Raw genomic sequence first — 25,651 nt, forward strand, 5'->3', positions numbered from 1 at the left:
AAATCAGAGTTGTTTTATTTAAAGAAATATAGGTCAATACTGGAATTAACTAAGGATATTATAGAATATATTAAATATTACAACGACAAAAGGATAAGAATTAATTTAAATGGAATGAGCCCGGTAGAATACCGAGCTCATCATATCAAAAATATTGCATAAATTCGTCCAACTTTTTGGGGGCAGTCCAACGTGTAGACCTTTTTTATTTTAATGTAATAGCAGTTAAAACAGAAAGGCGTCATTATGGTTGTGACGCCTTTTTTATGTATGAGACTGGTTAGTCTAAGATCGCTGCAATGCCAGGTAAGGTTTTGCCTTCCATGTATTCCAATAAGGCACCGCCTCCAGTGCTTACATAGCTTACATGTTCAGTCATACCAAATTTAGCGATAGCAGCAGCAGAGTCACCTCCTCCGATAAGGGAGAAAGCCCCTTGTTCTGTTGCTAATACTACGGCGTCGGCAACGGCTTTGGTACCTTTGGCAAAGGTGTCGAATTCGAAAACCCCCATTGGACCGTTCCATAATAAGGTGCGTGAAGCGGAGATGACCTCTGCAAAGTGACGTGCCGACTCTTCGCCGATGTCTAATCCTTCCAAGTCATCCGGAATCTGGTCGTTGGGACCGTTGAACACGTTGGCATCATTGGCAAACTTATCCGCAATTTGTGCATCCGTAGGTAATACTAGATTAACATTTTTCTCTTCCGCCTTTTTTACTAGTTCATTTGCCAAATCCAGCTTGTCCAGCTCGCAAAGGGATTTACCGATCTGACCACCGCGGGCTTTCACGAAAGTATAAGCCATACCACCTCCGATAATCAGGTTGTCGACTTTTTCTAATAGAGCTTCGATCAACTGAATTTTGTCCGACACTTTAGCACCTCCGATGATGGCGGTAAAAGGTCTTTCCGGATGATTAAGTACTTTTTCAGCATTTTTGAGTTCTGCCTCGATCAGGTAACCAAAATATTTGGCTTCAGGGAAAAACTGAGCGATGACAGCCGTAGAGGCGTGAGCACGGTGAGCTGTACCGAAAGCATCGTTAACGTATACGTCTCCTAACTTGGCAAGCTTTTCTGCGAAATCTTTATCTCCCTTTTCTTCTTCTTTATAGAAGCGTAAGTTTTCCAATAGCAACACTTCCCCGCCTTTTAGGTTGGCCGCCTTGTCTATGGCTTCCTGACCAATACAGTCGTTGGCAAATTGAACATCCACACCCAATACAGAGGATAGGTGTTTAACGATATGTCGTAAAGAGTATTTGTCTGTAGGTCCCTCTTTTGGTCTGCCCAAGTGAGACATCAGGATTACCGCTCCGCCGTCATTCAAAATCTTTTTGATGGTAGGCGCAGCTCCCTGAATACGGTTGTCGTCTGTAATATTGAAATTTTCATCCAACGGAACGTTAAAGTCTACGCGTATTAAAGCTTTCTTTCCGGAAAAATTTAAGTTGTCAATAGTTTTCATAATCTCATTATTGCTAATTCAGCAGTTAATTTATTCTTAAAATAATAAATCGGCTGCGGTCTGTGATACAGTTTAGTTGATTTAAGCAGTAAATATAAAAAAAGCAAAGAAATTTCATTCTTTCTTTGCTTTTAGTCTGTTAATAAATTTCTACGGTATAAGGTATTCTTGCCTGAATTCCTGTATGTTTAGTCAGTTTTTGGAGCTCTTTTAGGTATTTATAATATTCTCCCAAGTCCTCGCCAATCATCCACATACGTATCTTATCTTTAGATGTTGTGAAAATTGAGGAAAAAGGACTTTCTGATTGTGGGTATTCTTTTACGTAATAAGAGTCGAGCTTACCTTTAGCTGCAGCGGCTCTGATGGCATCTTTGATATTGCCGATCTTGTCTACCAGCCCGAGGGCCACTGCCTGTTCGCCTGTCCACACACGACCTTGGCCTATGCTGTCAACCTTGGAGGTAGGAATTTTACGTCCATCTGAAACCCTTTTGATAAACGTTTGGTAGGTTTCGTTTACGTATTGCTGCATAATGGCTTTTTCCTCTTCGGTGAGAGGCTTGTCCCAGCTGTTCAGCATGGTGGCGTATTTGCCTGTTTTTACTTCTTCAAACTTAATTCCTAACTTATTGTTGAGCAATTCTTTCGCATTAGGAATAAGCCCGAAGACACCTATAGAGCCTGTAAGGGTACTCTTCTCTGCAAAAATGGAGTCTGCAGCAACAGAAATATAGTAACCTCCGGATGCGGCATAGTCTCCCATAGATACGATGATAGGTTTAACCTTTTTGGTAAGGTCTACTTCTCTCCAGATGATATCGGAAGCTAGAGCAGACCCTCCCGGCGAGTTGACGCGCAGCACGATGGCCTTTACATCCTCATCTTCTCGAAGCTTGCGTAGCTCTCTCGACAGTTTGTCTCCGCCAATTTCTTCTATACTGCCTTCTCCATCTACTATGTCGCCATAAGCATACAATACGGCAATTTCGTTGGATTTATCTTTGTTGTTGGTCGGAGTGCCACCATAGTTTAATACAGAAACTACCGGTATATCTTTTTTATTATCGATGTTCAGGCGCTTTTTGATTTCGGCGATAAGTTCATCCTTATACAGCTTGCCGTCGATAAACTTATATTTTAAAGCGTCGTCAGCATTGCGGATGACGAATTCATCCGCGTAGCGGAACAAGGAGTCTTTCTGAATTTTTCTGCTTGCGGCAAGGTCATCCAGAAACATATTATAGATGCTGTTTAGATAAGACATCGTCTGCTCCCTGTTCGCTGGGCTCATTTGGTTCATAGTGAAAGGTTCTACTGCTGACTTGTACGTACCTACACGTACCACCTGCATGTTGATACCAAACTTATCCAGCGCATCTTTGAGGTACATGATACTTGTTCCCAAGCCACGGAAGTCCAACGATCCCTGTGGATGAAGGTAAATCTTGTCGGCGGTAGAGGCTAGGTAATATGCTTTTTGTGAGTACCCTTCACTATAAGCAACAATAAACTTCTTGGAGCTTTTGAAATCCACCAAGGCGTCCCGTATAGCCTTTAATGTAGCAAACCCTACATTGGCTGTGCTCGCATTGAGATAGATTCCTTTGATGTTGTCATCGGTCTTGGCTGCTTCGATGCGGGCTAGTAAGTCATTGAGGCCAATAGACTTTTCAGCCATACCGAACGGTAAGTCTAAATCTTCGAAAGGATTGTCTACAGACTTTTCTATAATATTGTAATCCAATGATAGATAAAGAACCGAGTTGGGCGGTGCCGGCTGTGTTTTTTCCGACGAAAATTGCGCTATAATGGCAATCATGAAGAAAAATAGAAAAAAGGCAATGATGCCGGTGATGATGATTCCCGTGATAGTTGCTAATACTTGCTTAAAAAAACTCATACGTATTATTTAATTTTAAGTTATAAATTTACAGCAAAAAATCGAATAGTAGAGAACTTTCTGCTATGATATGACGGTATGAATGTGGTATATATACTTTTGGGAGCCAATTTGGGGAATCCACTCCAGCAGATCGGTAGTGCTTTGAGGTTGCTGCAGGAGCGTCTGGGGGCGTTGGCTGCTGTTTCTTCCCTTTATCAGTCGGAGGCTTGGGGTGTTGAGGAACAACCTATATTCTATAATCAGGTAGTTTCCTTCTCCACGCCACTTTCGGCACAGGAATGTCTGGCTATCTGTCAAAGTATTGAAAATGAGTTGGGACGTATAAGACATGAAAGATGGGGCGCACGAGTGATAGATGTAGATATCTTATATTACAATGAAGAAATTATAGAGAAGTCCGATCTTGTGGTACCCCATCCATATATAGCACAACGCCGTTTTACGTTAATTCCTTTGTGCGAGATAGCTCCTGATTACGTGCATCCCGTTTTTAAGGTGAGTAACAAAGACTTATTATTAAGCTGTGAAGACCAACTGGGGGTAATAAAACTTTAACCTATGAACTATCAAATTATAAATTGGGATACTATTTCGGAGTCCATGATGGGCAATGAAGAAATGATAAAGCAGTTTGTACAGATGTATCTTGTCCAATCTCCTGTAGATTTTGAGGCTTTGGAGCAGGCAGTATTCAATAAAGATATGATTGCAATAAAAGACAAAGCGCACCATATCAAACCTACTATGCAGTATGTGGGAGCAATTTCCCTGCAACAGGATTTTCAATTGTTGGAAAATATGGCAAAGGAGGGCAAGGATATCCGAGAAATTGAAGGGCTGCTGGAACGTATAAAGCCTAAGTTTGAACTTCTTTTGGAAGAACTCCGAATGTTGGCAGGATAGCCCTACTGATAGGTAGAGCTTACTTTATGGTTTTTAATCTTTTGCCCTTCTTGGGCGTAATAGCTTCACTACAACTTATAAACTATTCGTAAAATACAACCTTGTTGTGCGATATTTTTAATAAGTTTGTATTAGTGGAATAGAATACATTTTTCGATGGCAAGTAGAAGCAATTCTTTTAAAAATACTTTCAATAGAGGGACGAAGGAGACGCGTAGCAAAGGACGAGAAGAAGCTCCTAAGCGGGAGCCCATAGTAAAACCGTTTGACTCCATAAACTTTTCGGAAGGACAACGTAAGGCGCTGAAAATCTTGGGTCTTTTCTTGATTCTATGTTCGTTTTTGTTTGCAGTAGCCTTTGTTTCTTATTTATTTACGTGGAAACAAGATCAAAGTTATATTTCCGCCACAAATGGTGGTTGGAGTACATTGTTCAAAACCAGTGAGGAGCTTACCGAAGACGGTGTGGAGCCCGTAGTGGAAAACAAACTCGGAAAGTTGGGGGCTTTGTTGGCCAACCAGTTTATCTATAACTGGTTTGGGATTGGCTCTTTCCTATTTGTGTTGATTCTATTTGTCGTAGGATATAAATTCCTTTATCGCAAGTCTCTATTACCTATCTGGAAGACATTGCTCTATTCTACCATTGGCATAATCTATATTTCCGTAACATTAGGTTTCATTCAGGATTATATTACAGATACACCACATATTTTGGAGGGTAAGTTTGGTTATTGGACCAACCAGCTGCTGAATGCACAAATAGGAAAATTTGGTGTCGGAGGATTGATTGTCTTTGCTTATTTGGCAGCATTGGTATTGATTTACAATCTGGACCTTAAGTTTGCTTTTTCATCAATAGGTAGTACGTCTTCGGAATCGGAAAATTCTGAAAGTGTAGACTACGATCTTATGAATGATAAGCCTATTCTTCCGAAAAATGCGGTTAAGAAGCAAGAAGAGGTGCAAGAGGAGGAAATGGATATTGACGGAGCGGTAATTGAAGTGTCGAACACGTTAAGGACAAATCGCCCCACGCTGACGGTAAACGACAGATTCCGGCATCTACATGAATCAGAGCCTGAAGATCAGGAAGAAGAACCTCTTCAGCAAGAGGAAGAGGTGCAAAGTGTGGAATTCGAGCTGCAGCCTAGTGATACAGATAGCCCTGTACAGTCCATAGATCTTTCGGTGGATAGTACCCCTCTGCATATTGAGCAGCCTAAAGCAGAAGAGGAGGTAACTCTAGCTGTAGAAGAGGTCAAGGAAGAAAGACAAATTACAGCGGACGACTTGGTGGCGCAATTCGGACAGTACGATCCGAAGCTCGACCTGTCAGGATATCAATATCCTACGTTGGATTTGCTGAAAGATCACGGTTCCGGTAAGATTACGATAAACCAGCAGGAGCTGGAAGCCAATAAAAATAGAATCGTCGATACTCTAAGAAACTATAATATTGAAATCGAACATATCAAAGCGACTATAGGTCCTACCGTGACCTTGTATGAGATAATCCCTAAGCCGGGGGTTCGTATTTCGAAAATAAAGAACTTGGAGGACGACATAGCCTTAAGTTTAGCGGCATTAGGAATACGTATCATAGCTCCTATGCCGGGAAAAGGCACCATAGGTATCGAAGTACCTAATAGCAATCCAGAGATGGTGTCCATACGTTCGGTGCTAGCTACGGAAAAATTCCAAAAGACGGATATGGATCTGCCTATAGCTTTGGGTAAGACCATTTCCAATGAAGTGTATATTGCCGACCTAGCCAAGATGCCACACTTGCTAGTTGCGGGAGCTACAGGACAAGGAAAATCCGTAGGTATCAATGCTATATTGACATCATTGTTGTATAAGAAGCATCCTGCCGAACTCAAGTTTGTGTTGGTAGACCCTAAAAAGGTGGAGCTGTCATTGTTTAAAAAGATTGAAAGACATTTTCTTGCCAAATTGCCAGGAGAGGATGAAGCTATCATCACGGATACCAAAAAGGTAATCAACACTTTAAATTCACTTTGTATAGAGATGGACCAGCGTTATGACCTTCTCAAAAACGCACAGGTTCGTAATCTTAAAGAATATAATGCAAAATTTATCAATCGCAGATTAAACCCTGAGGAGGGACATAGATTCTTACCGTTTATAGTTCTTATTGTTGATGAGTTTGCGGATTTGATGATGACTGCCGGAAAAGAGGTGGAAACACCTATAGCACGTCTGGCGCAGCTGGCACGTGCGGTAGGTATACACCTGGTCATTGCGACTCAGCGTCCTTCGGTAAATATCATTACCGGTACTATCAAGGCAAACTTCCCTGCGCGTCTGGCGTTTAGGGTGCTGTCGAAGATAGACTCCCGTACAATCTTGGATACCGGAGGGGCGGATCAGCTTATTGGACGAGGCGACATGCTGTTGGCGTCGGGATCGGACCTTATACGTATACAGTGTGCTTTTGTGGATACGCCGGAGGTGGAACGTATCTCGGACTTCATCGGCTCGCAGCGCGGATATCCTTCAGCATTCTTGTTGCCTGAATATGTGGATGAGTCGGGCGACGGATCGGGATCTCCAGAATTTGATTTGTCTGAGCGCGACCAGCTTTTCGAAGAGGCAGCACGTCTTATCGTCATGCATCAGCAAGGCTCTACGTCTCTAATACAGCGTAAGTTGAAATTAGGGTACAACAGAGCTGGAAGAATCATCGATCAACTGGAAGCAGCAGGAATTGTTGGTCCATTTGAGGGAAGTAAAGCGAGAGAAGTTTTATTCCCCGATGAATATTCCTTGGAACAATATTTAGAAACGTTAAGAAAGGATAATTAGCATGAAAAAATTATTATTGGCGCTAGCATTTGTAGGAAGCTCCTTGCAAATCTTTGCGCAGACAGACCCTGCAGCAAAGAAAATTTTAAACGAAGTATCGAAAAGATATAGCAGTTACAAGACCATAAAGTCGGAATTTACGCTGACCATACAGGATGCAAACAAGAAAAGTTATAAGTCCGAAGGGGTGATGTTTTTTAACAAACCCAAAAATCAGTATGCCATCCATATGAAGGATCAAGATGTGCTGTCGGATGGCAAGACGGTGTGGAATATAGCCAAAGATATCAAAGAGGTGCAAGTGACCGAAAACGAGAAGGATGGAAGTACTATAGGCCCCAGCAACCTTTTCAACTTTTATCAACAAGGATATAAATATGTGTTGATGGAAGATGAAAAGATAGTCCGTCAAGGAAAGACCGAGATGGCCAAAGTTATTGAACTAGCTCCTTTAGATACGAAGACCAATTACTTCAAAATCAAGCTTCGTGTCAATAAGAATAACCACATTCAGGATGTGACTATATTTGATAAGTCAGGCAATCGATATACTTATGCTATTGAGTCCCTTTATATTGGAAAACACTTTGATGACAGCATGTTCAAGTTTTCCAAGGAAAAATACAAGGGATATGAAATAGTAGATCTTAGATAGGAAGAAACTGAGAAAATAAAAAACCTTCGAAAGCTAATTCGAAGGTTTTTTATTGATTTCTTCTTCTTTGTAGTTGGGTTCTTAATTTGTTAAAGAAATCTTCCTCTACTTGAAAGAACTGAGAAGCTCTTGATTGGCCGATGATTTTTGAGAACTCTTCCCGATAAGCTTTTTTGAGCTCTACCTCTTTGGCATCAAACGCTATAACATCACGTTTTTGAGGATTGAAGGAGTTACCTCTACGACCGCTAATACTTCCGCGTTTGGCGCGTCTTATTTCCCACATTTCTTTATTGTACTTGTTATATATGGGAAAGAATTTCTGCGCTTCCGCAGGAGTTAGTTTTAATTCCTTTGTGATATATGCTACCTTTTCACTTTCTATAGCCTCAAAATTTTGCTGAGCAAAAGCTGAGGATATCTGAAGTGTCAATACAAAGCATATTGTCGTTAAAAGGTGTTTTAGTTGTAACATTATAACATGTAATTTAAATATTCTTCAATGTCTTCAGCCTCAATATCTGCATCCAGTTGAATGCTTTCTTGGTTAGAGTCGGACACAAGCTGGGTTAATTGGATTAAATCGGCTCCGTCCGATACTTGGGCTAAATAGTTGAGAATTTCCTCATCACTCACATTGTCCAAGTTGAGATCTGTATGGGCATATGTCGAGACCTCTTTATCCCTATTGAGGGATGATAGTCCTATGTACGAACCTACCCCTACCAAAAATAGGGCAGCGGCTGCGGCCACATATTTTTTCCAGGCGATGATACGGCGTGAAGGCAGCGTGCGTACCGGTGTGTCTTGCTTGTCCGCTCCAATCGTCTTGGTCAATATTGCGTCTGCCGATTTTTCGAAGTAGCCTACAGGTACCGTATATGGTGTTTCTTTGCCCAAAGTTTTCACCCACTTTTCGGCATGTATGTTTGCTTCGATAGCTGCGGCCGATTCTTCGAAATAGTTTTCCGGCACGGCAAAGCCGTCTGTGGTGCCAATACTATCGCGAAGCTTTAATTCATATATTTTCGCATAAATATCATTTTCTGCTTCTTCGAAATAATTTTCAGGAACTTTATATGCCAATGAAGGAACGACAGTTTTGAGCTTTTCTTCCGCTATGCGTGCTTCTATATCTTGTGTCAAGTTGTCAAAATAAGCAGCAGGCACGGCAAAACCATCAGTAGGCACTTTATCTTTTAGGTCAGCTTCTTTAATCTTTGTGAAAATACGGTCTTCTAATGTTTCGAAATAACCTTCAGGAACGGTAAAAGGTTCCTTATCGTGTGCTTTTGCTGCCTTTTCGATGTCAATCTGGCTTAGGATAGAACGAGCTTGATCGTCGAAGAAATTTTCTGGAACAGTAAAAGGATTCACACGCAATGAATCTGGCAGATTGTTGCCTCCTAAAGCTTCATTATATGTGTTTTTCTCCTTCATGGTGTAAATATAGATGACTTTTCCAACCGAAGGTTTAATCGTTACTGTTAAAAAATTGCTCTATCTTTTTCACGGCCAGATGGTAAGAAGCTTTGAGGGCTCCCACGCTAGTTCCCAAAATGTCAGATATTTCTTCGTATTTCAGATCTTCGAAATATTTCATGTTAAATACCAGACGTTGTTTTTCGGGAAGGGTCAGCAGGGCCTGTTGCAGCTTCATCTGTGCTTTATCTCCATTGAAGTAGGCTCCGTCCGCGAGCGTCTCAGACAAGTACGAGGAGCTCTCATCGTCCAGCGATACATTCTGTTTCTGCTTTTTCTTATTCAGAAAGGTAATGCATTCGTTGGTGGCGATGCGATACAGCCAGGTATAGAGCTGTGAGTCTTTTCTGAACTTGTCTAAGTTGCGCCACACTTTGACAAAAATATCTTGGGTCACGTCATCCGCATCGTCGTGATCGATGACCATGCGTCTGACGTGCCAATATATTTTCTGTTGATATTTCTTCAACAAATGTTTGAAAGCCGCTTCACGCGTGCTTTCTTCGGCAAACATAGCTATGATTTGCGCGTCTTCCATTTATTATTTTTTTCTGCTAATAACTTTTTGTGCTGCCGCGACGATGCTAGCTGCATTTAAGCCGTATTTTTCCATCAGCTGAGCAGGTGTTCCTGACTCACCGAAAGAATCGTCTACAGCTACATATTCTTGAGGAGTAGGAAGATTCTTAGCCAACACTTGAGCTACGCTGTCTCCTAGACCTCCGATGCGGTTGTGTTCTTCGGCAGTTACTACACATCCAGTCTTTTTTACAGAAGCTAAGATAGCTTCTTCATCTAAAGGTTTAATGGTGTGGATGTTTATGATTTCTGCATCGATACCTAATTTTTCGAGCTCTTCACCCGCCTTGATTGCTTCCCATACTAAGTGGCCTGTAGCGATGATGGTAACATCTTTACCTTCGTTGAGCATAACAGCTTTTCCGATTTCGAACGTCTGGTCGGCAGGAGTGAAGTTAGGCACTACAGGACGTCCGAAGCGTAGGTATACTGGTCCCTCATATTGTGCGATGGCAATGGTAGCTGCTTTGGTTTGATTATAGTCACAAGGATTGATAACCACCATGCCCGGCAACATTTGCATCAAGCCTATATCTTCCAATGTTTGGTGTGTAGCACCGTCTTCTCCTAAGGTAAGTCCTGCGTGAGAAGCACAGATCTTTACGTTTTTGTGTGAGTACGCTATAGATTGACGGATCTGATCGTATACACGTGCCGTAGAGAATTCTGCGAAAGTTCCTGTAAAAGGAATTTTGCCGCCAATGGTAAGACCTGCAGCGATACCCATCATGTTGGCTTCTGCAATTCCTACTTGGAAGAAACGTTCCGGAAATTCTTTGATGAAGGCATCCATTTTCAATGAGCCTACAAGGTCGGCACAAAGTGCTACGACATTTTCATTCTGTCTTCCTGCTTCTAATAAACCGGCACCGAAACCCGAACGTGTATCTTTAGATTCTGTGTATGTATATTTTTTCATTGTATTCTAAACTGTGATATGAGCTGCTGACGCGCTGTATGGCGTCGTTGTCCCTTTTTGCTAACTAATGTCTAACAATCTTTTAATAATCGCCTAATGTTTCTTTCAATTGTTCTAAGGCACTAGCCAACTGTTCATCGTTAGGCGCTACACCATGCCATTTGTGTGTTCCCATCATAAAGTCCACACCGTAACCCATTTGTGTATGTAGTAAGATGACAACAGGTTTACCCTTGCCTGAGCGTGCTTTCGCTTCATCAAGACCGGCAACTACTGAAGCCATGTCGTTACCTTTTTCGATTTCCAATACATCCCAACCGAAAGCTTCCCACTTAGCACGTAAGTTACCTAGTGACAACACTTGGCTTGTAGGACCGTCTATCTGAGCGCCATTGTAATCCACTGCAGCAATAAGGTTGTCCACTTTGTTGTGCGGAGCATACATGGCAGCCTCCCAAATTTGTCCTTCCTGTAATTCACCATCTCCCATCAACACGTATACCAGACTGTTATCATTGTTTAACTTTTTGGCTTGTGCGGCACCGATTGCTGCTGAAAGACCTTGACCTAATGAACCTGAAGCAATGCGTACACCTGGTAAGCCTTCGTGCGTAGTAGGGTGTCCCTGTAGGCGGCTGTCTATTCTACGGAAAGTAGCCAATTCACTCACCGGAAAATATCCTGCTCTAGCTAATGTGCTATAAAAAACCGGAGAGATATGTCCGTTTGATAGGAAAAAAATATCCTCACCGATGCCATCCATGTTGAAAGATGGATTGTGTTTCATGGCGTGGAAGTAAAGAGCTACGAAATAGTCTGTACAACCCAACGAACCTCCCGGGTGTCCTGATTGACAACCGTGTACCATACGCACGATGTCGCGTCTTACTTGTGATGCTAATTGTTCAAGTTTATTAATATCTGCACTCATTTTGATTTGATTATACAATTTTTGTTCTGGTAAAGTTAATGAAATTTGTATATCTACCTCAACAAATTATTCGATTAATTCTAAAGCATTTATGAAAAATGACTCTTCGATACATCTTACTAAAACAACTTTATTAAAATTTATTTAAATTTAATCATAACGATAATGGATATAGCCGTGAATAAACTTAATACGTATGGGGTACGAACTTGGAGCTTAGCCCTTTTTTTGTTGGTCGGCAAGCAGATTTACGCGCAGGAGAAGGTCAGCGGTATAGCCGCCATAGATGAGGTTACTGTATTTACGAATGGGGCGGAGGTCAACAGCCGTGTTCCCCTGAAAATGGATAGAGGGTCGGTGATGCTGTATATCCAAAATGTTGCGGAAGGCATTGACCTAAATAGTGTGCAGGTGTCAGGACCTGAAGGTATCACAATACTATCCGTATCGCAGAGCCGTGCGGAAGAGCGGGAAATCTTTCATCCTGAACATAGGAAGCTCCAAGATAGTTTAGAGGTCTATACGGCTAGGCGAGACGCGATGCTGCATAAACAGAAGGCTACACAAGGGGCTCTTAACCTTCTCAACAACGACAAATTGTTAGGAGGAAGCACAGCTGTCTCTATAGGAGATCTCACCCGTCTGGTGGATTACTATCAAACAAAAGTTGTAGAGCTTAATAGTGCTTTGGATGCCTTGCGTAAAAGTATAATTGTAGAGAATAAAAATATAGACCGTATCAAAGAGAAGATGCGTATGTATACCGGCAGTGGGGCGCAATTGGTGCTACAGCTCTACAACGCTAAGGCTGTGCAAGGAGAGCTAGGACTTTCCTATATTACTTCTGCTGCCAGCTGGAGAGCCTATTATGAACTTCGCAGTCAATCCATTACTTCGCCTCTTCGATGGCTGTATAAAGCGAAGGTAGTCCAAAACACAGGAGTGGACTGGAAGAAGGTGAAGCTCACTTTGTCTACGGGAACTCCAACCCGGGGAGGTACAGCGCCAGAGCTTAAGCCTAGCTATGCACAATATTATATACCGGTCGAGGAGATATCGGTAGGAAGCGCCTCAGGTATTAACAATCTACAAAAGAAGGCAGTGAGTCCGCAGCATACGGCAGAGACGGCAGTGCAACAAGAAATTATTTCTCCTGTGGCGAACATGGTTGCCAATCAACTTAGTACAACCTTCGATATTGATGTGCCTTACGATATTTTGTCGGATGGCCGGGAGCACAGCGTCACGTTGAAAGAATTTACTCTACCGGCGGTTTACACGTATTATGCTGTGCCCAAGATGGATAGAGAGGTATACTTGGTGGCCGAGGTTTCTGATTTCGAGAAGCTTAATCTCCTCCGTGGAGAGGCAAATATAATTTTTGAAAATATGTTTGTCGGCACTTCTTATATTGATCCGGCAGTGATTTCTGACACCTTGAAACTTACTATGGGAAGGGATAAGTCCATCGTTATAAAAAGGGAGCGCATCATGGACGAGAAAAGCTCTCAAGTGAGTGGAGGTAGCAAAAGACAGATTTTTACCTATGATATACAGGTCAGAAACAATAAATCTTCTCCAATCCAATTAATATTGAAAGATCAATACCCTGTTTCGACAGATAAATCTATTGAAATAAATCTCGTGGATAATGGTGGAGCACAGGTAGAAAAGGAAAGGGGAGAGCTGCTGTGGAAGGTAGAACTAAAGCCTAAGGAAACAAAGACCTATCGATTCACGTATATGGTCAAATATCCTAAAGATAAGGTTGTAGTATTCAATTAAATAAAAAATGCTCTTCAGCGAAGAGCATTTTTTATTAGTTAAGCAATGACCATGTAGACCATGGTATTCTTGTAAGGATAAGGATAAGGGCGATAGTGTACATGAAAAACACGGTTCTGTTGGCGGCATAGTCTTCAGCTTTTTTGGCTTTGCTATAACCTACGGTAATCAGGATCAACGCCAGTACCATAGTAAGCGGATGCTCTAAGAAATAAAGTCTCGCCAAGCTGTTGCTCATGTTTTCTCCTGAGAAGCTTTGTAGGCCTAGAGGAGAGGTAAAATAAAGCACCAAGCCTACCAACAGCTGTATATGTCCTGCCATTAGGCCGAATAGTGCGATTTTCCTGTTATATGGTTTTGCCTGGAAATAGTTCACTGCCGTAATGACGATAGAAATTACTAAAGCTACCAAAAGGATGATAGCCAAAGTCGAATGTAAATGTTTCATGCCTGTTAACATATGGTTTTGAGTTTAATGGTTTACAAAAGTACTATTTTGAAAGTCGTTTTTCTCCTAGATCTCTAAATTCGGATTTAGCTTTGAACTTTGGGAAAGTTGTTTCATGGCTCATGGTATAGCCTATGTCAAAGAAAAGACGTATATCTGCTAGTATTCCTTCGAAATCCCAGTTTTCGTCCAGTTCATCTTGCGGTTTGTGATATCGGCCGGACAGGGCAGCTCTACGTTTCTCGATGGCTATAGAATCTGTAGATATCAACTCGGATCCTGAGCCCATAAACAGTCCCGGAACACCTTTTTTGACAAAGTTGAAATGGTCAGATCGGTAGAACCCGCCGGAGGTAGGATTGCGCTCTCCTGCTACGGTACGTCCAAATTTTGCTGCCGAGCGTTGGACATAGTCTTCAATTTCGGTTTGTCCTATTCCTACTATAGAAACATCTTTGGTGGCGCCTAATGGACTGAATGCATCCATATTGAGGTTTGCCACAGTTTTGTTTAGTGGATATATAGGATTGTCGGCGTAGTATGCTGACCCTAACAGTCCTTCTTCCTCTGCTGTCAGCGCAATAAATACTATGGAACGTTCCGGTTGATATTTAGCGGCTTTGAAAGCTTTGGCTAGCTCAAAGAGCGCAGCAACACCGGCGGCATTATCTATAGCGCCATTGTAGATGGAATCTCCGTTTACAGGTTCTCCTACACCTAGATGATCCCAATGGGCAGTATAGATGATAGTTTCGTCGGGGCGTTTAGTTCCTCGGATACGAGCGATAACGTTGTTGGATTTGGAATGTCTAAACTTATTGTTTAATGCTACGGCTGTGGTGATATTCATAGGAACAGCTTTAAAGCCCGGCTTTTTGGCTTGTTCCATGATATTTTCCTCTAGTCCTCCGATTTTAAATAATTTCTTTGCGGTTTCTAGGGTTATCCAGCCTTCGAATTCCGGCATTTTGCTTTGGTCGTTTGTTTGTAGGTCCAGCTGAGGTCCCGACCAGCCTGAACGTACCACATCCCACCCATAGCTTGCCGCTGCCGTTTCATGGATCAATAATATTCCTGTTGCCCCTTGACGGCCCGCTTCTTCAAATTTATAGCTCCAACGTCCGTAATAGGTCATGGTATCCGCCTTGAAAAGGTTTTTGTCATAACGACCAGGGTCGGACACGAGGACAACGACGGTTTTCCCTTTGACGTCAAGACCTTCGTAATCGTTCCAGTTGTATTCGGGAGCGACAATACCGAAGCCGGCAAATACTAGTTCCGTATTTTCGATATTAATGTTATCCTTTAGCTTTCTTGTTCCGATGACGAAATCATCCAGATGACGGACTGAGACATTGCCATTTTTACCGTTGAAGGTGAGGGTTGGAGACGCAGGTTGAGAGGTAATTTCTACCATTGGCACTTCTTGGAAGTAAGAATCGCCATTGCCTGGTTCCAGTCCTAAGGCTTTGAACTGTTCTGCTATATAGTTTACTGTAAGAGTGTCACCCTTGGTAAAAGGTTTACGTCCCATAAATTCGTCTGAAGCCAGTGTTGCTATATGGGCTTTGTACGAGGTTTCGGTGATGGCCTCTAAGGCCGCACTGTCCAAGGTGTTGGGGTCGTACATGGAGGTCTGTTGCTTGCAGGAAAACAAGCCCAGACTGAGGACACAAGAAAAGGCTAATATTTTATTCATATTGTACTTAAGTTTTCGGGTTAATAAAAATACAATTTAAAATGCAGATTTTTAATCCCTTAAATTTTCTTTCGGAAGAAATACTTCCGCAATAGGGTGGAAGAGATATACCTTGTTGGTAGCCAGCTCGATACATTTGTAACGTTTTCGCAGTTTTTCCTTTTTCCTAAACGTACGACCGTTTTTTAATTGGAAGACTGCGTCAATAGGAAGGTCTTCCACATGTATGGCTTCCGTGATATTGTTGTCGTAGCGCTTCAACACACGGTAGAGGTTCACATCCGTGCAGGAAGAGGCCGCCGGATTATTCATGTATTGATGGATAGCCTCCACGACATCGCTCGGAAAGATGTTGAGCTGAAGAAAAGACTGTATTAAGCATTTAAAATTGTTTTTCCACTCTGGGCCATGCGGTTTTACCCGGTGTTTATGGTCCTGATAGGTTTTCAGGTGGGCAAACTCATGGATAGTTGTCAGCAGAAAAGCGTAAGGGTTAAGGTCGTGGTTTACCGTAATCTGATGCGGGGAGCCACGAAATGGAGCGCGGTAGTCCCCCAGCTTGCTGCTGCGGCTTCGCGTGACCTTAAACCTGCACGCCGTATCGTTGATCCATTGTGAGATGATAGGGGCGGCCTGCTCAGGAATATATTTGCTTAACTGTTTGCTGAAATCCGGCATTATCCTACAAACATATTACTTTTCGGCATTAATGAGAATTTTTTGTGGTTTTCAAACCTAAATCTTATGCCTATATTTGAGTTTGTATTTCTCTAGAAACAACATATTCTTCTATGCTATCACGATTACTAATTAAAAACTACGCCTTAATAGATAATTTGGATATCTCTTTTGATAAAGGATTGAATATTATCACAGGGGAGACTGGTGCCGGAAAGTCTATACTTATGGGAGCTTTGGGGTTGGTACTTGGAAATAGGGCCGAAGGAAAGCAGTTTTTTAATGAAGAGAAGAAATGCGTGATAGAGGGTTACTTTTCTATTTCTTCATATGATCTCAAAGGTTTTTTTGAGGAAAACAATCTGGAATACGATGATGAGACTATTATACGCCGGGAGCTATCGGTAGACGGAAAATCCAGAGCTTTTGTCAATGATTCCCCGGTGAATCTGACTATACTGAAAGCATTGGGAGAGAAGTTAATAGATATCCATTCACAGCATGCCACCTTGCAGATTAACACCGAGGAATTCCAATTGCTTGTGTTGGATGCATTAGCTGAGCAGGAAGATCTCCTTACTACCTACAGAAAGGAACTGAATATCTTGCGTCAGACAGAAAGAAGGTTGAAGACTCTGAAAGAGGAGTCGCGAGTAGCAAGTGCAGAGCTGGATTATAATCAATTTTTGTTTGAAGAGCTTGAGCGCCTCGATATTAAGGAAGGAGAGGTGCAGTCGCTGGAAGAAGAGCAGCAGCAGCTGGAAAATGCAGAAGAGATCAAGAGATCGTTGGTATCCTCTTCTTTTTTGCTGTCAGAAGGCGAGCAGAATGTACTGTCGATGCTGAAGGAAAGTGTGCAGCAAATACAGCAGGCTGCCCGTTATTTTTCGGGGGCAGAGGAGTTGGCGCAACGTCTTCAGAGTACCTATATAGAAATCAAAGATATTGCATCGGAGATAGCACAACAGGAAGAGGCTGTGATGTTAGATCAGCAGCGTTTGGATGAAGTGTCGGCGCGTCTCAGCGAGCTGTACAGTGTCATGAAGAAACATAGGGTGGATAGTGAGGGCGAGCTGCTTCAGATAAGAGACAATCTCGAACAGAAGCTTCAGGCAGTACTAAATCATGACGATATTATGGCCGAGTTGGAGAAGCAGCTTACGGAGCAGAAGGACAAAGTGATGACTTTGGCAAAGCAGATTCATGACAACAGAAAAGCTGTGGTGCCTCAGGTGGTAGATTTTGTACAGCAGACGCTCACTACGGTGGGAATGCCTAATGCACGGCTTAGCATTTCATTAGACTTCCAAAATATGGAGAAAGCTTCTCCACGAGGGTTTGATGCTGTGCAGTTCCTTTTTTCAGCGAATAAAGGTCAGACATTACAGCCTATACACAAAGTAGCATCGGGAGGCGAGTTGTCGCGGGTCATGCTGGCTATAAAATCTTTGGTTGCTCAGAATTCGTCATTGCCGACCATCATCTTCGATGAGATAGATACCGGTATTTCTGGCGAAGTAGCATTGCGAGTGGGAGAGGTGATGCAGCGTCTTGCACACAATATGCAGGTCATTGCCATAACGCATTTGCCACAGATTGCTTCCAAGGGAACTTCCCATTTCAAAGTTTACAAGGAAGACAAGGAAGACAAAACCCGTTCCAATATTGTGTTGTTAAAGCCTGAAGAGCGTGTCCTAGAAATCGCACAGATGCTGAGTGGTGTTAATCCGGGTGAGGCGGCATTAGCTCATGCCAAAACATTATTGGGATAGCTTACTGTTGGCCGAAAAGAAGATAGCCATCTTTCGCTCCACGGATAACCTCTTGCAGCTGGCCTGAATCTAAACTGTTGATTAATGTCTGGAAGTCTTTCCAAAGAGAGGAAAGCTGCTCTTGGTGCTCAGACAGATAAGCAAAAGGATATCCTTCGAATTCGGGGTATTGTTTCAGTTTATTCAAAATCATCTTGTTACCCAACATAGCCCCTAAGACGATATATATCATACCAAGCTTGTAATAGGAACTTGTGGCGTTTATAGCTAATGAAGAAGAGACTTCTTCGACGTGAAGATGCTTAAGGTCAACAAGCAGGGCCTGCTGCTTTTGTAGGAGTAGCTTACTAAGATCTTTCCAGTCGTCTTTTACTTTGGGAAGTACTGCTGTTATGTACCTGTACGAATGTGTAATAAGTTGTTTGTAATGTTCACGGGTAAACCGGTTCTTGAAGAGAAGGTCTGCATGCATGATCTGTTCGATCTTGTCGTGAAACCCTTGTGTTTGTTGTTTTAATATTTGGTTATTCATTGGGAAAAGCGATTTTGAATGTGGTGCCTTCATTTACTTTACTTTGAAACTCGATGTTAGCATGTAGCTTGTCTATTATACGTTTTACTATAGCCATACCTACGCCACTTCCTTCAAACTCATTCGCATTCGATAATCTTTTAAACATGCCGAAAAGGTTTTCTTTTTCTGTTTCGGCGATTCCTATACCGTTATCTTTTATATAATAGATGGTATTGTTGTCTTCCTTTTTGCTGTAGATTTCCAATATAGCTGTATCTTTTTTGCTACTAAACTTGATTGCATTATTGATGAGGTTCATGAAAAGTTGATACAGCAAGGTTTTCTCTCCATAGACGGGTAGCAGGTCGCCCAAGATTACTTCGTAGTTTTTCACGCCGTAGCGCTGTACAGCTTGCTGAATGATCTGATGGATGAAGGTTTCGGTAGTAACCACCTCATAGGAAAGGATATTGGCAGATTCCTTGGTGGATTCAATGGTTTTGTCGATGATGCTGTTGATTAGATCAGCAGCTTCAGCAATATTTTTTGAAAACTTGCCTAAGAAGTCGCGCGTAAGGTCTTGCTTAGCATAGATGAATTGAGCTGATGTCTTGATAATGGACAATGGATTTCTGATGTCGTGAGCTAGCTGATGGGTGTAGGTTTCCAACTTGTTATTGGCTTCTATTAACCGTTCGTTGAGTCTTTTTACTTCGTTCATCTTGCGAAGCAAAGAATCTTGAATCAACTTATGGATTCTTGTCAAAAAGTTAATGTCAAACGTACTCCATCTTTCGGATTGGCCTTTTACCTGTTTTTTCCATAGCTGAAAGGAGGTGCGTGGCGAATAGATGTAGGCATTTTTTTCTTCGGAAAAGATGGGATGTTTTTCCGGTATTCCCGCCCATTTCTCTTCCGTAAGGATTTCTTTTCTAAACCAATATATAGCGTAATCGTGCTCCTTATCAAAACTTATTCTGGCGACACCTGTCCAGTTGCTGTTGTCTGTTTTTTTGTTATTGGGTAAGGAGAAAGCATGTGAGGTAAAGATGTTTTCATCACCAATCCTGCTGTTGATTTCTGCATGAATTTCTTCCAGCAGGTAGTCGCTGGGAGTCTCACCATAACGAGTGACAAAATCCGGTGAACGGATAATTAAACCTGAAGAGGGGATTGCCTGCATAAACGGCTTGGCAAATTCTTTCAACGTCTTCTCTATGGAGCTGTTAAAGACCAACCTTTCTTTAAGTTCGAGCTCAATTTCCTTAATCTTTTGATCGTCTTCTATTTTTATTCGTTGCTGTTCCACCAAATATTTGGTGGCGGCATAATGTGTTACAAAAAGACATAAGCTCTTTCTGTCGTATGGAATAAATTTTGGTGTAATGTTCTGGCAGGCCACCAAGCCCCAAAGCTTATCATCTATGACTATGGAAAAACTGGCGCTGGCACGTACCCCAAAATTGTGGAGATATTGCAGATGGATTGGGGAGAGTGCCCGTATTTGTGATTTGGATAAGTCTATCTGTGTAGGCTCAGCCCCAAAGAGTGGGACAGTATCGGCATGGATATCCGGTGTTTGGCGGGCAAGATTCTTCAGGTAGAGCTTTCTAGCCTGCTGCGGAATGTCAAATTCTGGATAACGATAGCCAAGCAAAGATTCCTCCTGGATGGTTTTCTTTTCAGCGATGACAATGCCGCTGCTGTCTTCCAGAAACTGATATACCATGATGCGGTCAAATCCTATAATCCTATATATGTTTTCACACAGCGTCTGCCATATGTTGTCGCTGAAATCAAAGTTGCGTTGAAATTCATTCAACTGGCTTAACTCTATGACTATACTTTCGTTCTTTTCGAACTCCAAGAATATTAGATCGTTGTGAATGTAAATGGTAAGCTGAAAGCATTCTCCATGGAGATGCGTTTTGAAGGTTAGAGGAGAACGGCTTATGTGAGATAGGTCGAGGCTTTCGATTTTTACGCCCATCTCCTGATAGATAAATCCTAGGAAGTCATGTATTTTGAGCTGCATGGCCGCAGGAAGGTCCAACGGTAACCATCTGCGGCAATTTTCACTAATGGCGATACATTTGCCTATCAAGTTGAAAACCAAAAGATAGCCAAAGTCCTGAATTTTTCCGCACAGATGTATAGGTTCTTCTTCGCAGTTAAGAATTTTTGCTGCCTCACTCATTAGGTTTGGATGTAGATATTTTTAAAGATACTTATTCGATAATGATAAAACGAATAATCGGGCAAAATGTTCTAGAAGAATGAACTTTGCTTGCTAAAGGAAGTGAGGGAACAAAAAAAGGAGGCCTAGCCTCCTTACGTTAATTTCCAATTTCAGCGTCCGTCAATACGATTTTGGTAATCATATCTGTCGGAGGAACCGGAGTTCCAGTGCCTCTGTATTCTGCAAAAATTCTTACTTTTCCTATAGAATAGTTTGCCGTGAAGATATAGTTTCCGATGGTTGCCGGCAGCAGTTCGTAGGTGTTAGGGTCACTGTCATACGATATAGCCACCGAAACGTGACCATCTTCAAAATAGCGGGCATCCAAATCTGGCATATTTTGTTCGTACTTGAATACGCGGGGTTCGCTTTGCGACCATTGATTAGATTTAATCGTATATACGTAACTAACTCCCGGAAGATAGTTGGTAATATATTCTTTCGTACACGAGTTGAATGTTACCAAAGAAGCACTTGCTATGGCTATGGCTAATAATATTTTTTTCATATAAAATTGTTTTAGTTAGATAGCATTTATCTGCATGACAATAAAGTTGTAATATAGTTTAAAACGATAGAACAAAAATATTGCCACATATGAAGAATAATTTTTTTATCCCTCAAATGTTACCATCAATGCCTCTTTAATAGCTGTAACAGCCTTGTTAAGATCTTCTTCGGTATGTGCTGCTGAGATGAAGCCAACCTCATAGCCTGAAGGTCCGAAGTAAATTCCTCTGTTTAGCAGTTCGCGATGCATGACTTTGTATTTTTCCATGGAGGCTGGGTCGATCTGCTCGGCAGATTGGATTTTCTCCTGTGCGGTGAAGGCAAACCAGAAGATAGATCCTACAGTGAAAATTTTTACCTCATAATTTTTTTCTGTCACGAAGCTGCGTATTTCTTCTACGAACTGTTGTGTGGTTTTCTCTAACTTTTCGTAGAAGCCGGGTTGTGCTAGGACCTGTAAAGCAGCGATACCGGCAGCCATGGCCACGGGGTTGCCAGAGAGTGTACCTGCTTGGTAGACAGCTCCGTCGGGAGAGATGTTACTCATAATCTCTGCTGAAGCACCGTAAGCACCTACCGGCATGCCGCCTCCGATGATTTTTCCGTAGGTGATGATGTCCGGCTGTATATCGTAGTATTTTGCTGCCCCTTCGAAGCCTAGTCTGAATCCTGTGATGACTTCGTCGAAAATCAACAGTGTGCCATGGGCTTTTGTTATTTCTCTTAAGAAATGGATATATTCTTTATCCTGAATGAGCAAGCCGTTGTTGGCAGGAACACCTTCAATGATGACAGCTGCGATCTGGTCTTTGAAGTCCACAAATACTTGCTCTAAAGCTTTTTTGTCGTTAAGACTGATGACGATGGTTTCATCGGCGAAGGCTTTAGGGACCCCGGCAGATGAGGTTTCTCCGAAAGTTACCAATCCCGAGCCTGCTTTTACTAATAAGGAGTCCGAGTGTCCGTGGTAACAGCCTTCGAATTTTACAATCTTATCACGTTTGGTATATCCTCTAGCAAGGCGGATAGCCGACATTACGGCTTCCGTTCCGGAGCTTACAAAACGTATTTTCTCAATATATTTATTGTTGGAAAGGATAAGTTCTGCTAACTCGTTTTCCAAGAGGGTAGGGGCGCCGAAGCTGAGTCCCTTGCCGAGCTGTGCTTGTACAGCCTCACGGATGGCAGGGTGGTTATGACCTAGGATAAGAGGACCCCAAGAACAGCAAAAGTCTATAAATTCATTGCCGTCGGCATCCCACAAATGGGCTTTGTCTCCTTTTTCAATAAACAAAGGAGTGCCATAAACGGATTTAAAAGCTCTGACAGGAGAATTCACTCCCCCCGGAAAATACTTTTTTGCCTTTTCGAAAAGTTCAGCCGACTTTTCTCTTGATATATCTTGTGCTTTCATTGTTACGTATAATATGATGCGAAGTTATTCAATAAATCTTAATTTACACCTCATTATTCTGTCAATATTGTTTTGATAGGGGTACTGAATAGATTGCACAATATTATTATCAAAATAAAATCAATCGTTTAGGATTTAAATATATTGTCGGCAAACTCTTGTTTTCTAGAGGTAATGAGTATTTTATCTTTTAAGAAAGATGACGATAAAAGAAGAGTATAAAGCACCAGCGCCCTATTTTTTGATAGGGCGCTGGTATTTTATAATTAGATTAAAACTATTTCAGCCAGCCTTTTTCTAAAACTTCTTTTGCGTGGTAGGTAAGGATAGAAGTAGCACCGGCACGTTTGAAGCTTAGTAAAGTTTCCATAATGGCGGCTTCTGACAACCATCCATTAGCGATAGCTGCTTTCAACATCGCATATTCGCCCGAAACGTTGTATGCTGCGATAGGCAATTCAAAATTGTCGTGCAACAATTTAATCACATCCAAATAAGGAAGTCCCGGTTTTACCATTAGGAAGTCAGCTCCTTCTTCGGTATCCAGCTGTGCTTCGATAAGAGCCTCTCTGCTGTTTGCGGGATTCATCTGATAGGTTTTTTTATCCCCTTTTTTCGGGGCGGAGCCTAGTGCATCGCGGAAAGGGCCATAGAAGGCAGATGCATATTTTGCGGTGTACGACATGAGCGAAACGTTAGTAAAGCCGTTTTCGTCCAATAGGTTACGTAGATAACCTATACGGCCGTCCATCATATCCGAAGGGGCGATGATGTCGGCCCCTGCTTTGGCATGGGCCAATGCCATTTTGCCCAAGACTTCCAGAGTTTCGTCGTTTAAGATTTCTCCATTTTCGACGATGCCGTCATGGCCGTCCGAGCTATAAGGGTCCATGGCTACGTCGGTGATGACGCATGCTTCCGGAAAATTTTTCTTTACCGCCTCGATGGCGCGTAGGTACAGTGTTCCTTCGCGGTAACTTTCTGTGGCGTATTTATCTTTCAGCGATTCCTCTACGGCAGGGAATAGGTCGAATGCTTTCAGCCCTAACTTCATACAACTTTCCAACTCTCTCAGCAGGTTGTCGATGGAATAGCGATAAATGCCAGGCATAGATTTTATCTCTTCCTTTACGTTATTTCCTTCGATGATGAACAAAGGAAAAATTAGATTAGAAGACGACAAATGCGTCTCTTGAACCATGTCACGAATGACAGCGGATTTTCGGTTTCTTCTAGGACGTTTTAACATTTTGTTTGATATTATGTTAAAGTCATTTCGTCGAGAAATGGCTAATGTTTATTATTTATACTCTAATCCAAAAATAGCTTCTGCCAGTCCCATTTCGTCTGGAGAGAAAGGTAAAGTGTATTTTAGTCCCATCTCTTCTATCACTTTGGCTGTGGAGGTCCCGATACAGATAATCTGTTGTCCTGGCTCAGCCAAATTGTTGGCGAAGTAAGCTTGTACGTTGCTAGGGCTGGTAAATATTAATACTTCGGCATTAGTCTTATCGACATTTTCTTCCAACACAGTTTCATAGATAGGCATGTCGATAACTTTTGTTTCCGGAGTAAGGGCTTTCTGTATGGTCATCAAAGAGTCTTTGGCTCTCGGAATAAGTACAGTCTGACCGTCTACGGTTTTAGCAAATTCTTTGGCTATCTCTTCGGTGCTTATTCCTAGGTCATCTCCTGAGAAGTCTGCCACTCTACCGAATTTGCGGAGTGTGGATTCCGAGCCTCTTCCGAGTACTCCTATTTTTGTTTTCTTCAGAATCAATGGATTAAGCTTGAAGAAATGTTCTATTGCATTTTTGCTGTTAAAGAAAATCCAGTCTGCACGTTTCAGGATAAAAGAATCCAACGTGTTGATGGTTGGGAAAATCTTGATCAGCGAACGTGCATCTATCTCTATATTGTGTTTTTTAAGGAATCTGCTTAGATAGGAGTTGTCGTCCAGTTCTCTAGAGATGAATACAGAAGAAGGAAGTTTACGGTCTTTACGATATTTTTCAAATATCTTTTCGGCCATACCTTCTGGAGTGTCGGACTGTACGTATACGCGGTCAGGAAAGTCGTCGCTAGTTTCTGCTATGGAGGCCCATGCTTCGTATTTTCCGTTTCTTTTGCGGCAGTAGCAACCTAGAGGGGCGTGGCAGCCGGCGTCAAACATGTTCAATATCTTACGCTCCACGGAAATAGTTTTTGCCACCTCTTCATCGTTGATCTGTTGTAAGATGTTGTAAAGTTCTTTGTCCGTTTCACGTATTTGTACGGCCAACACCCCTTGAGCAGGAGCAGGGATAATCTCTACAGGTGCTATCTCTTCGATATGGAAGTCGGAGAGGTCCATCTCAATACGTGTAATTCCAGCTTTGGCAAGGACTATGGCGTCGTATTGTTCGTCGCGCAGCTTTTGGATACGTGTCTGCAGGTTTCCGCGCAGGTCTTCAAATTCTAAGTCCGGGCGTACGGAAAGCAGCTGCGCTTTGCGTCGGTTGGATGAAGTGCCTACGGTGGCGTTGTGTTTCAGCGAAAGACGTTTAGTCACGTCGACACAGTCTTTGTGGATGATGATGATCTCCGATGGATTTTCACGCTCTGACACGGCGGCGATGATAAGTCCCAGAGGATTGATGGTAGGTAAATCTTTGTGTGAGTGAACAGCAAGGTCGATCTGTCCGGAAAGCAGCTCTTCTTCCAGCTCTTTGGTGAAAAAGCCTTTTCCTTCCAATTTATCTAAACGTAGGTGTTGTATGATATCGCCTTGTGTCTTGATAATTTTAAGTTCGGCTTCTATGCCGATTTCGGCTAATCTATCTTTAATGAAGTTGGCCTGCCATAGTGCAAGCTGACTTCCTCTGGTTCCGATGATTAATTTTCTGTTCACTGAGACTAAATTACGTTATGAATAAAC

23 protein-coding genes are annotated in these 25,651 nt (G+C 42.2%); 7 read left to right on the top strand and 16 right to left on the bottom strand.

The window, feature by feature from the left end; all coding sequences use genetic code 11:
* Nucleotides 1-9: 9 nt before the first annotated feature.
* Nucleotides 10-162, top strand: coding sequence for an IS3 family transposase (locus ABD873_RS00115; protein ID WP_425568651.1), 153 nt, complete (start codon nucleotides 10-12; stop codon nucleotides 160-162).
* 118 nt (nucleotides 163-280) lie between these two features.
* On the opposite strand, the gene ABD873_RS00120 is transcribed toward ABD873_RS00115, so the two are convergent.
* Nucleotides 281-1,471: a phosphoglycerate kinase gene (locus tag ABD873_RS00120; protein ID WP_345062944.1), complete on the bottom strand. Its 1,191-nt coding sequence runs from the start codon at nucleotides 1,469-1,471 to the stop codon at nucleotides 281-283.
* A 139-nt stretch (nucleotides 1,472-1,610) separates the two neighbouring features.
* Nucleotides 1,611-3,374 (bottom strand): signal peptide peptidase SppA, encoded by a 1,764-nt coding sequence (gene sppA, locus ABD873_RS00125; RefSeq protein WP_345062947.1) that lies wholly within the window; start codon nucleotides 3,372-3,374, stop codon nucleotides 1,611-1,613.
* Between the two features lie 78 nt (nucleotides 3,375-3,452).
* On the opposite strand from sppA, the gene folK reads away from it, so the two are divergent.
* The 4 genes from folK to lolA1 all read left to right on the top strand — a co-directional run bounded on the left by folK (nucleotide 3,453) and on the right by lolA1 (nucleotide 7,764).
* Nucleotides 3,453-3,932 carry a 2-amino-4-hydroxy-6-hydroxymethyldihydropteridine diphosphokinase gene (gene folK / locus ABD873_RS00130; protein ID WP_345062950.1) on the top strand — a complete coding sequence of 160 codons (480 nt, stop codon included), beginning with the start codon at nucleotides 3,453-3,455 and terminating at the stop codon, nucleotides 3,930-3,932.
* A 3-nt stretch (nucleotides 3,933-3,935) separates the two neighbouring features.
* Nucleotides 3,936-4,280: an Hpt domain-containing protein gene (locus ABD873_RS00135; RefSeq protein WP_052258532.1), complete on the top strand. Its 345-nt coding sequence runs from the start codon at nucleotides 3,936-3,938 to the stop codon at nucleotides 4,278-4,280.
* Between the two features lie 156 nt (nucleotides 4,281-4,436).
* Nucleotides 4,437-7,109 (top strand): FtsK/SpoIIIE family DNA translocase, encoded by a 2,673-nt coding sequence (locus ABD873_RS00140; protein WP_345062957.1) that lies wholly within the window; start codon nucleotides 4,437-4,439, stop codon nucleotides 7,107-7,109.
* A gap of 1 nt (nucleotide 7,110) precedes the next feature.
* Nucleotides 7,111-7,764 (top strand): outer membrane lipoprotein periplasmic chaperone LolA1, encoded by a 654-nt coding sequence (gene lolA1 / locus ABD873_RS00145; RefSeq protein WP_345062960.1) that lies wholly within the window; start codon nucleotides 7,111-7,113, stop codon nucleotides 7,762-7,764.
* A gap of 49 nt (nucleotides 7,765-7,813) precedes the next feature.
* Here lolA1 and ABD873_RS00150 read toward each other — a convergent pair whose 3' ends face one another.
* From ABD873_RS00150 to ABD873_RS00170, 5 genes are all read right to left on the bottom strand, one after another.
* Nucleotides 7,814-8,239 (bottom strand): hypothetical protein, encoded by a 426-nt coding sequence (locus tag ABD873_RS00150; RefSeq protein WP_345062963.1) that lies wholly within the window; start codon nucleotides 8,237-8,239, stop codon nucleotides 7,814-7,816.
* Complete coding sequence (locus ABD873_RS00155) at nucleotides 8,239-9,204, bottom strand: hypothetical protein (RefSeq protein ID WP_345062965.1); 966 nt, start codon at nucleotides 9,202-9,204, stop codon at nucleotides 8,239-8,241. Before ABD873_RS00155 ends, ABD873_RS00150 begins: the two co-directional genes overlap by 1 nt.
* Before the next feature lie 34 nt (nucleotides 9,205-9,238).
* Nucleotides 9,239-9,784 (bottom strand): RNA polymerase sigma factor, encoded by a 546-nt coding sequence (locus ABD873_RS00160; protein ID WP_345062968.1) that lies wholly within the window; start codon nucleotides 9,782-9,784, stop codon nucleotides 9,239-9,241.
* A 3-nt stretch (nucleotides 9,785-9,787) separates the two neighbouring features.
* Nucleotides 9,788-10,744 (bottom strand): transketolase family protein, encoded by a 957-nt coding sequence (locus tag ABD873_RS00165; protein ID WP_345062972.1) that lies wholly within the window; start codon nucleotides 10,742-10,744, stop codon nucleotides 9,788-9,790.
* An 82-nt stretch (nucleotides 10,745-10,826) separates the two neighbouring features.
* Nucleotides 10,827-11,675: a transketolase gene (locus ABD873_RS00170; protein ID WP_345062975.1), complete on the bottom strand. Its 849-nt coding sequence runs from the start codon at nucleotides 11,673-11,675 to the stop codon at nucleotides 10,827-10,829.
* Nucleotides 11,676-11,852: 177 nt separating this feature from the next.
* Here ABD873_RS00170 and ABD873_RS00175 point away from each other — a divergent pair, with 177 nt between their 5' ends.
* Nucleotides 11,853-13,460, top strand: coding sequence for a DUF4139 domain-containing protein (locus ABD873_RS00175; protein ID WP_345062978.1), 1,608 nt, complete (start codon nucleotides 11,853-11,855; stop codon nucleotides 13,458-13,460).
* Nucleotides 13,461-13,494: 34 nt separating this feature from the next.
* Here the strand turns inward: ABD873_RS00175 and ABD873_RS00180 are convergent, their stop codons facing one another.
* The 3 genes from ABD873_RS00180 to ABD873_RS00190 are packed head-to-tail and all read right to left on the bottom strand — an operon-like array spanning nucleotide 13,495 to nucleotide 16,285.
* Nucleotides 13,495-13,908: a hypothetical protein gene (locus ABD873_RS00180; RefSeq protein ID WP_345062981.1), complete on the bottom strand. Its 414-nt coding sequence runs from the start codon at nucleotides 13,906-13,908 to the stop codon at nucleotides 13,495-13,497.
* A 43-nt stretch (nucleotides 13,909-13,951) separates the two neighbouring features.
* Nucleotides 13,952-15,607, bottom strand: a complete 1,656-nt coding sequence (locus tag ABD873_RS00185) for a M28 family metallopeptidase (protein WP_039053345.1) — start codon at nucleotides 15,605-15,607, stop codon at nucleotides 13,952-13,954.
* Nucleotides 15,608-15,658: 51 nt separating this feature from the next.
* The gene (locus ABD873_RS00190) at nucleotides 15,659-16,285 is read right to left on the bottom strand and encodes a sprT domain-containing protein (protein WP_345062987.1); all 627 of its coding nucleotides are present in this window, start codon (nucleotides 16,283-16,285) and stop codon (nucleotides 15,659-15,661) included.
* Nucleotides 16,286-16,398: 113 nt separating this feature from the next.
* On the opposite strand from ABD873_RS00190, the gene recN reads away from it, so the two are divergent.
* A complete protein-coding gene (gene recN, locus ABD873_RS00195) occupies nucleotides 16,399-18,057 on the top strand; it encodes a DNA repair protein RecN (protein WP_345062990.1) in 1,659 nt (552 codons plus the stop codon).
* 1 nt (nucleotide 18,058) lies between these two features.
* Here the strand turns inward: recN and ABD873_RS00200 are convergent, their stop codons facing one another.
* From ABD873_RS00200 to hemC, 6 genes are all read right to left on the bottom strand, one after another.
* The gene (locus tag ABD873_RS00200) at nucleotides 18,059-18,589 is read right to left on the bottom strand and encodes a biliverdin-producing heme oxygenase (RefSeq protein WP_345062993.1); all 531 of its coding nucleotides are present in this window, start codon (nucleotides 18,587-18,589) and stop codon (nucleotides 18,059-18,061) included.
* Entirely contained in the window at nucleotides 18,582-20,768 is a 2,187-nt protein-coding gene (locus tag ABD873_RS00205) for an ATP-binding protein (protein ID WP_345062997.1), read from the bottom strand. Before ABD873_RS00205 ends, ABD873_RS00200 begins: the two co-directional genes overlap by 8 nt.
* Nucleotides 20,769-20,907: 139 nt before the next feature.
* Nucleotides 20,908-21,318, bottom strand: a complete 411-nt coding sequence (locus tag ABD873_RS00210) for a hypothetical protein (protein ID WP_039053350.1) — start codon at nucleotides 21,316-21,318, stop codon at nucleotides 20,908-20,910.
* A gap of 105 nt (nucleotides 21,319-21,423) precedes the next feature.
* On the bottom strand, nucleotides 21,424-22,734 hold the full coding sequence (gene hemL, locus ABD873_RS00215; protein ID WP_345063002.1) for a glutamate-1-semialdehyde 2,1-aminomutase: 1,311 nt from the start codon (nucleotides 22,732-22,734) through the stop codon (nucleotides 21,424-21,426).
* Nucleotides 22,735-23,011: 277 nt separating this feature from the next.
* A complete protein-coding gene (gene hemB, locus ABD873_RS00220) occupies nucleotides 23,012-23,983 on the bottom strand; it encodes a porphobilinogen synthase (protein WP_345063005.1) in 972 nt (323 codons plus the stop codon).
* Nucleotides 23,984-24,034: 51 nt separating this feature from the next.
* On the bottom strand, nucleotides 24,035-25,624 hold the full coding sequence (hemC, locus tag ABD873_RS00225) for a hydroxymethylbilane synthase (protein ID WP_345063008.1): 1,590 nt from the start codon (nucleotides 25,622-25,624) through the stop codon (nucleotides 24,035-24,037).
* Between the last annotated feature and the right edge of the window lie 27 nt (nucleotides 25,625-25,651).

The organism is Sphingobacterium thermophilum (genome assembly GCF_039541675.1).
GTDB lineage: Bacteria > Bacteroidota > Bacteroidia > Sphingobacteriales > Sphingobacteriaceae > Sphingobacterium > Sphingobacterium thermophilum.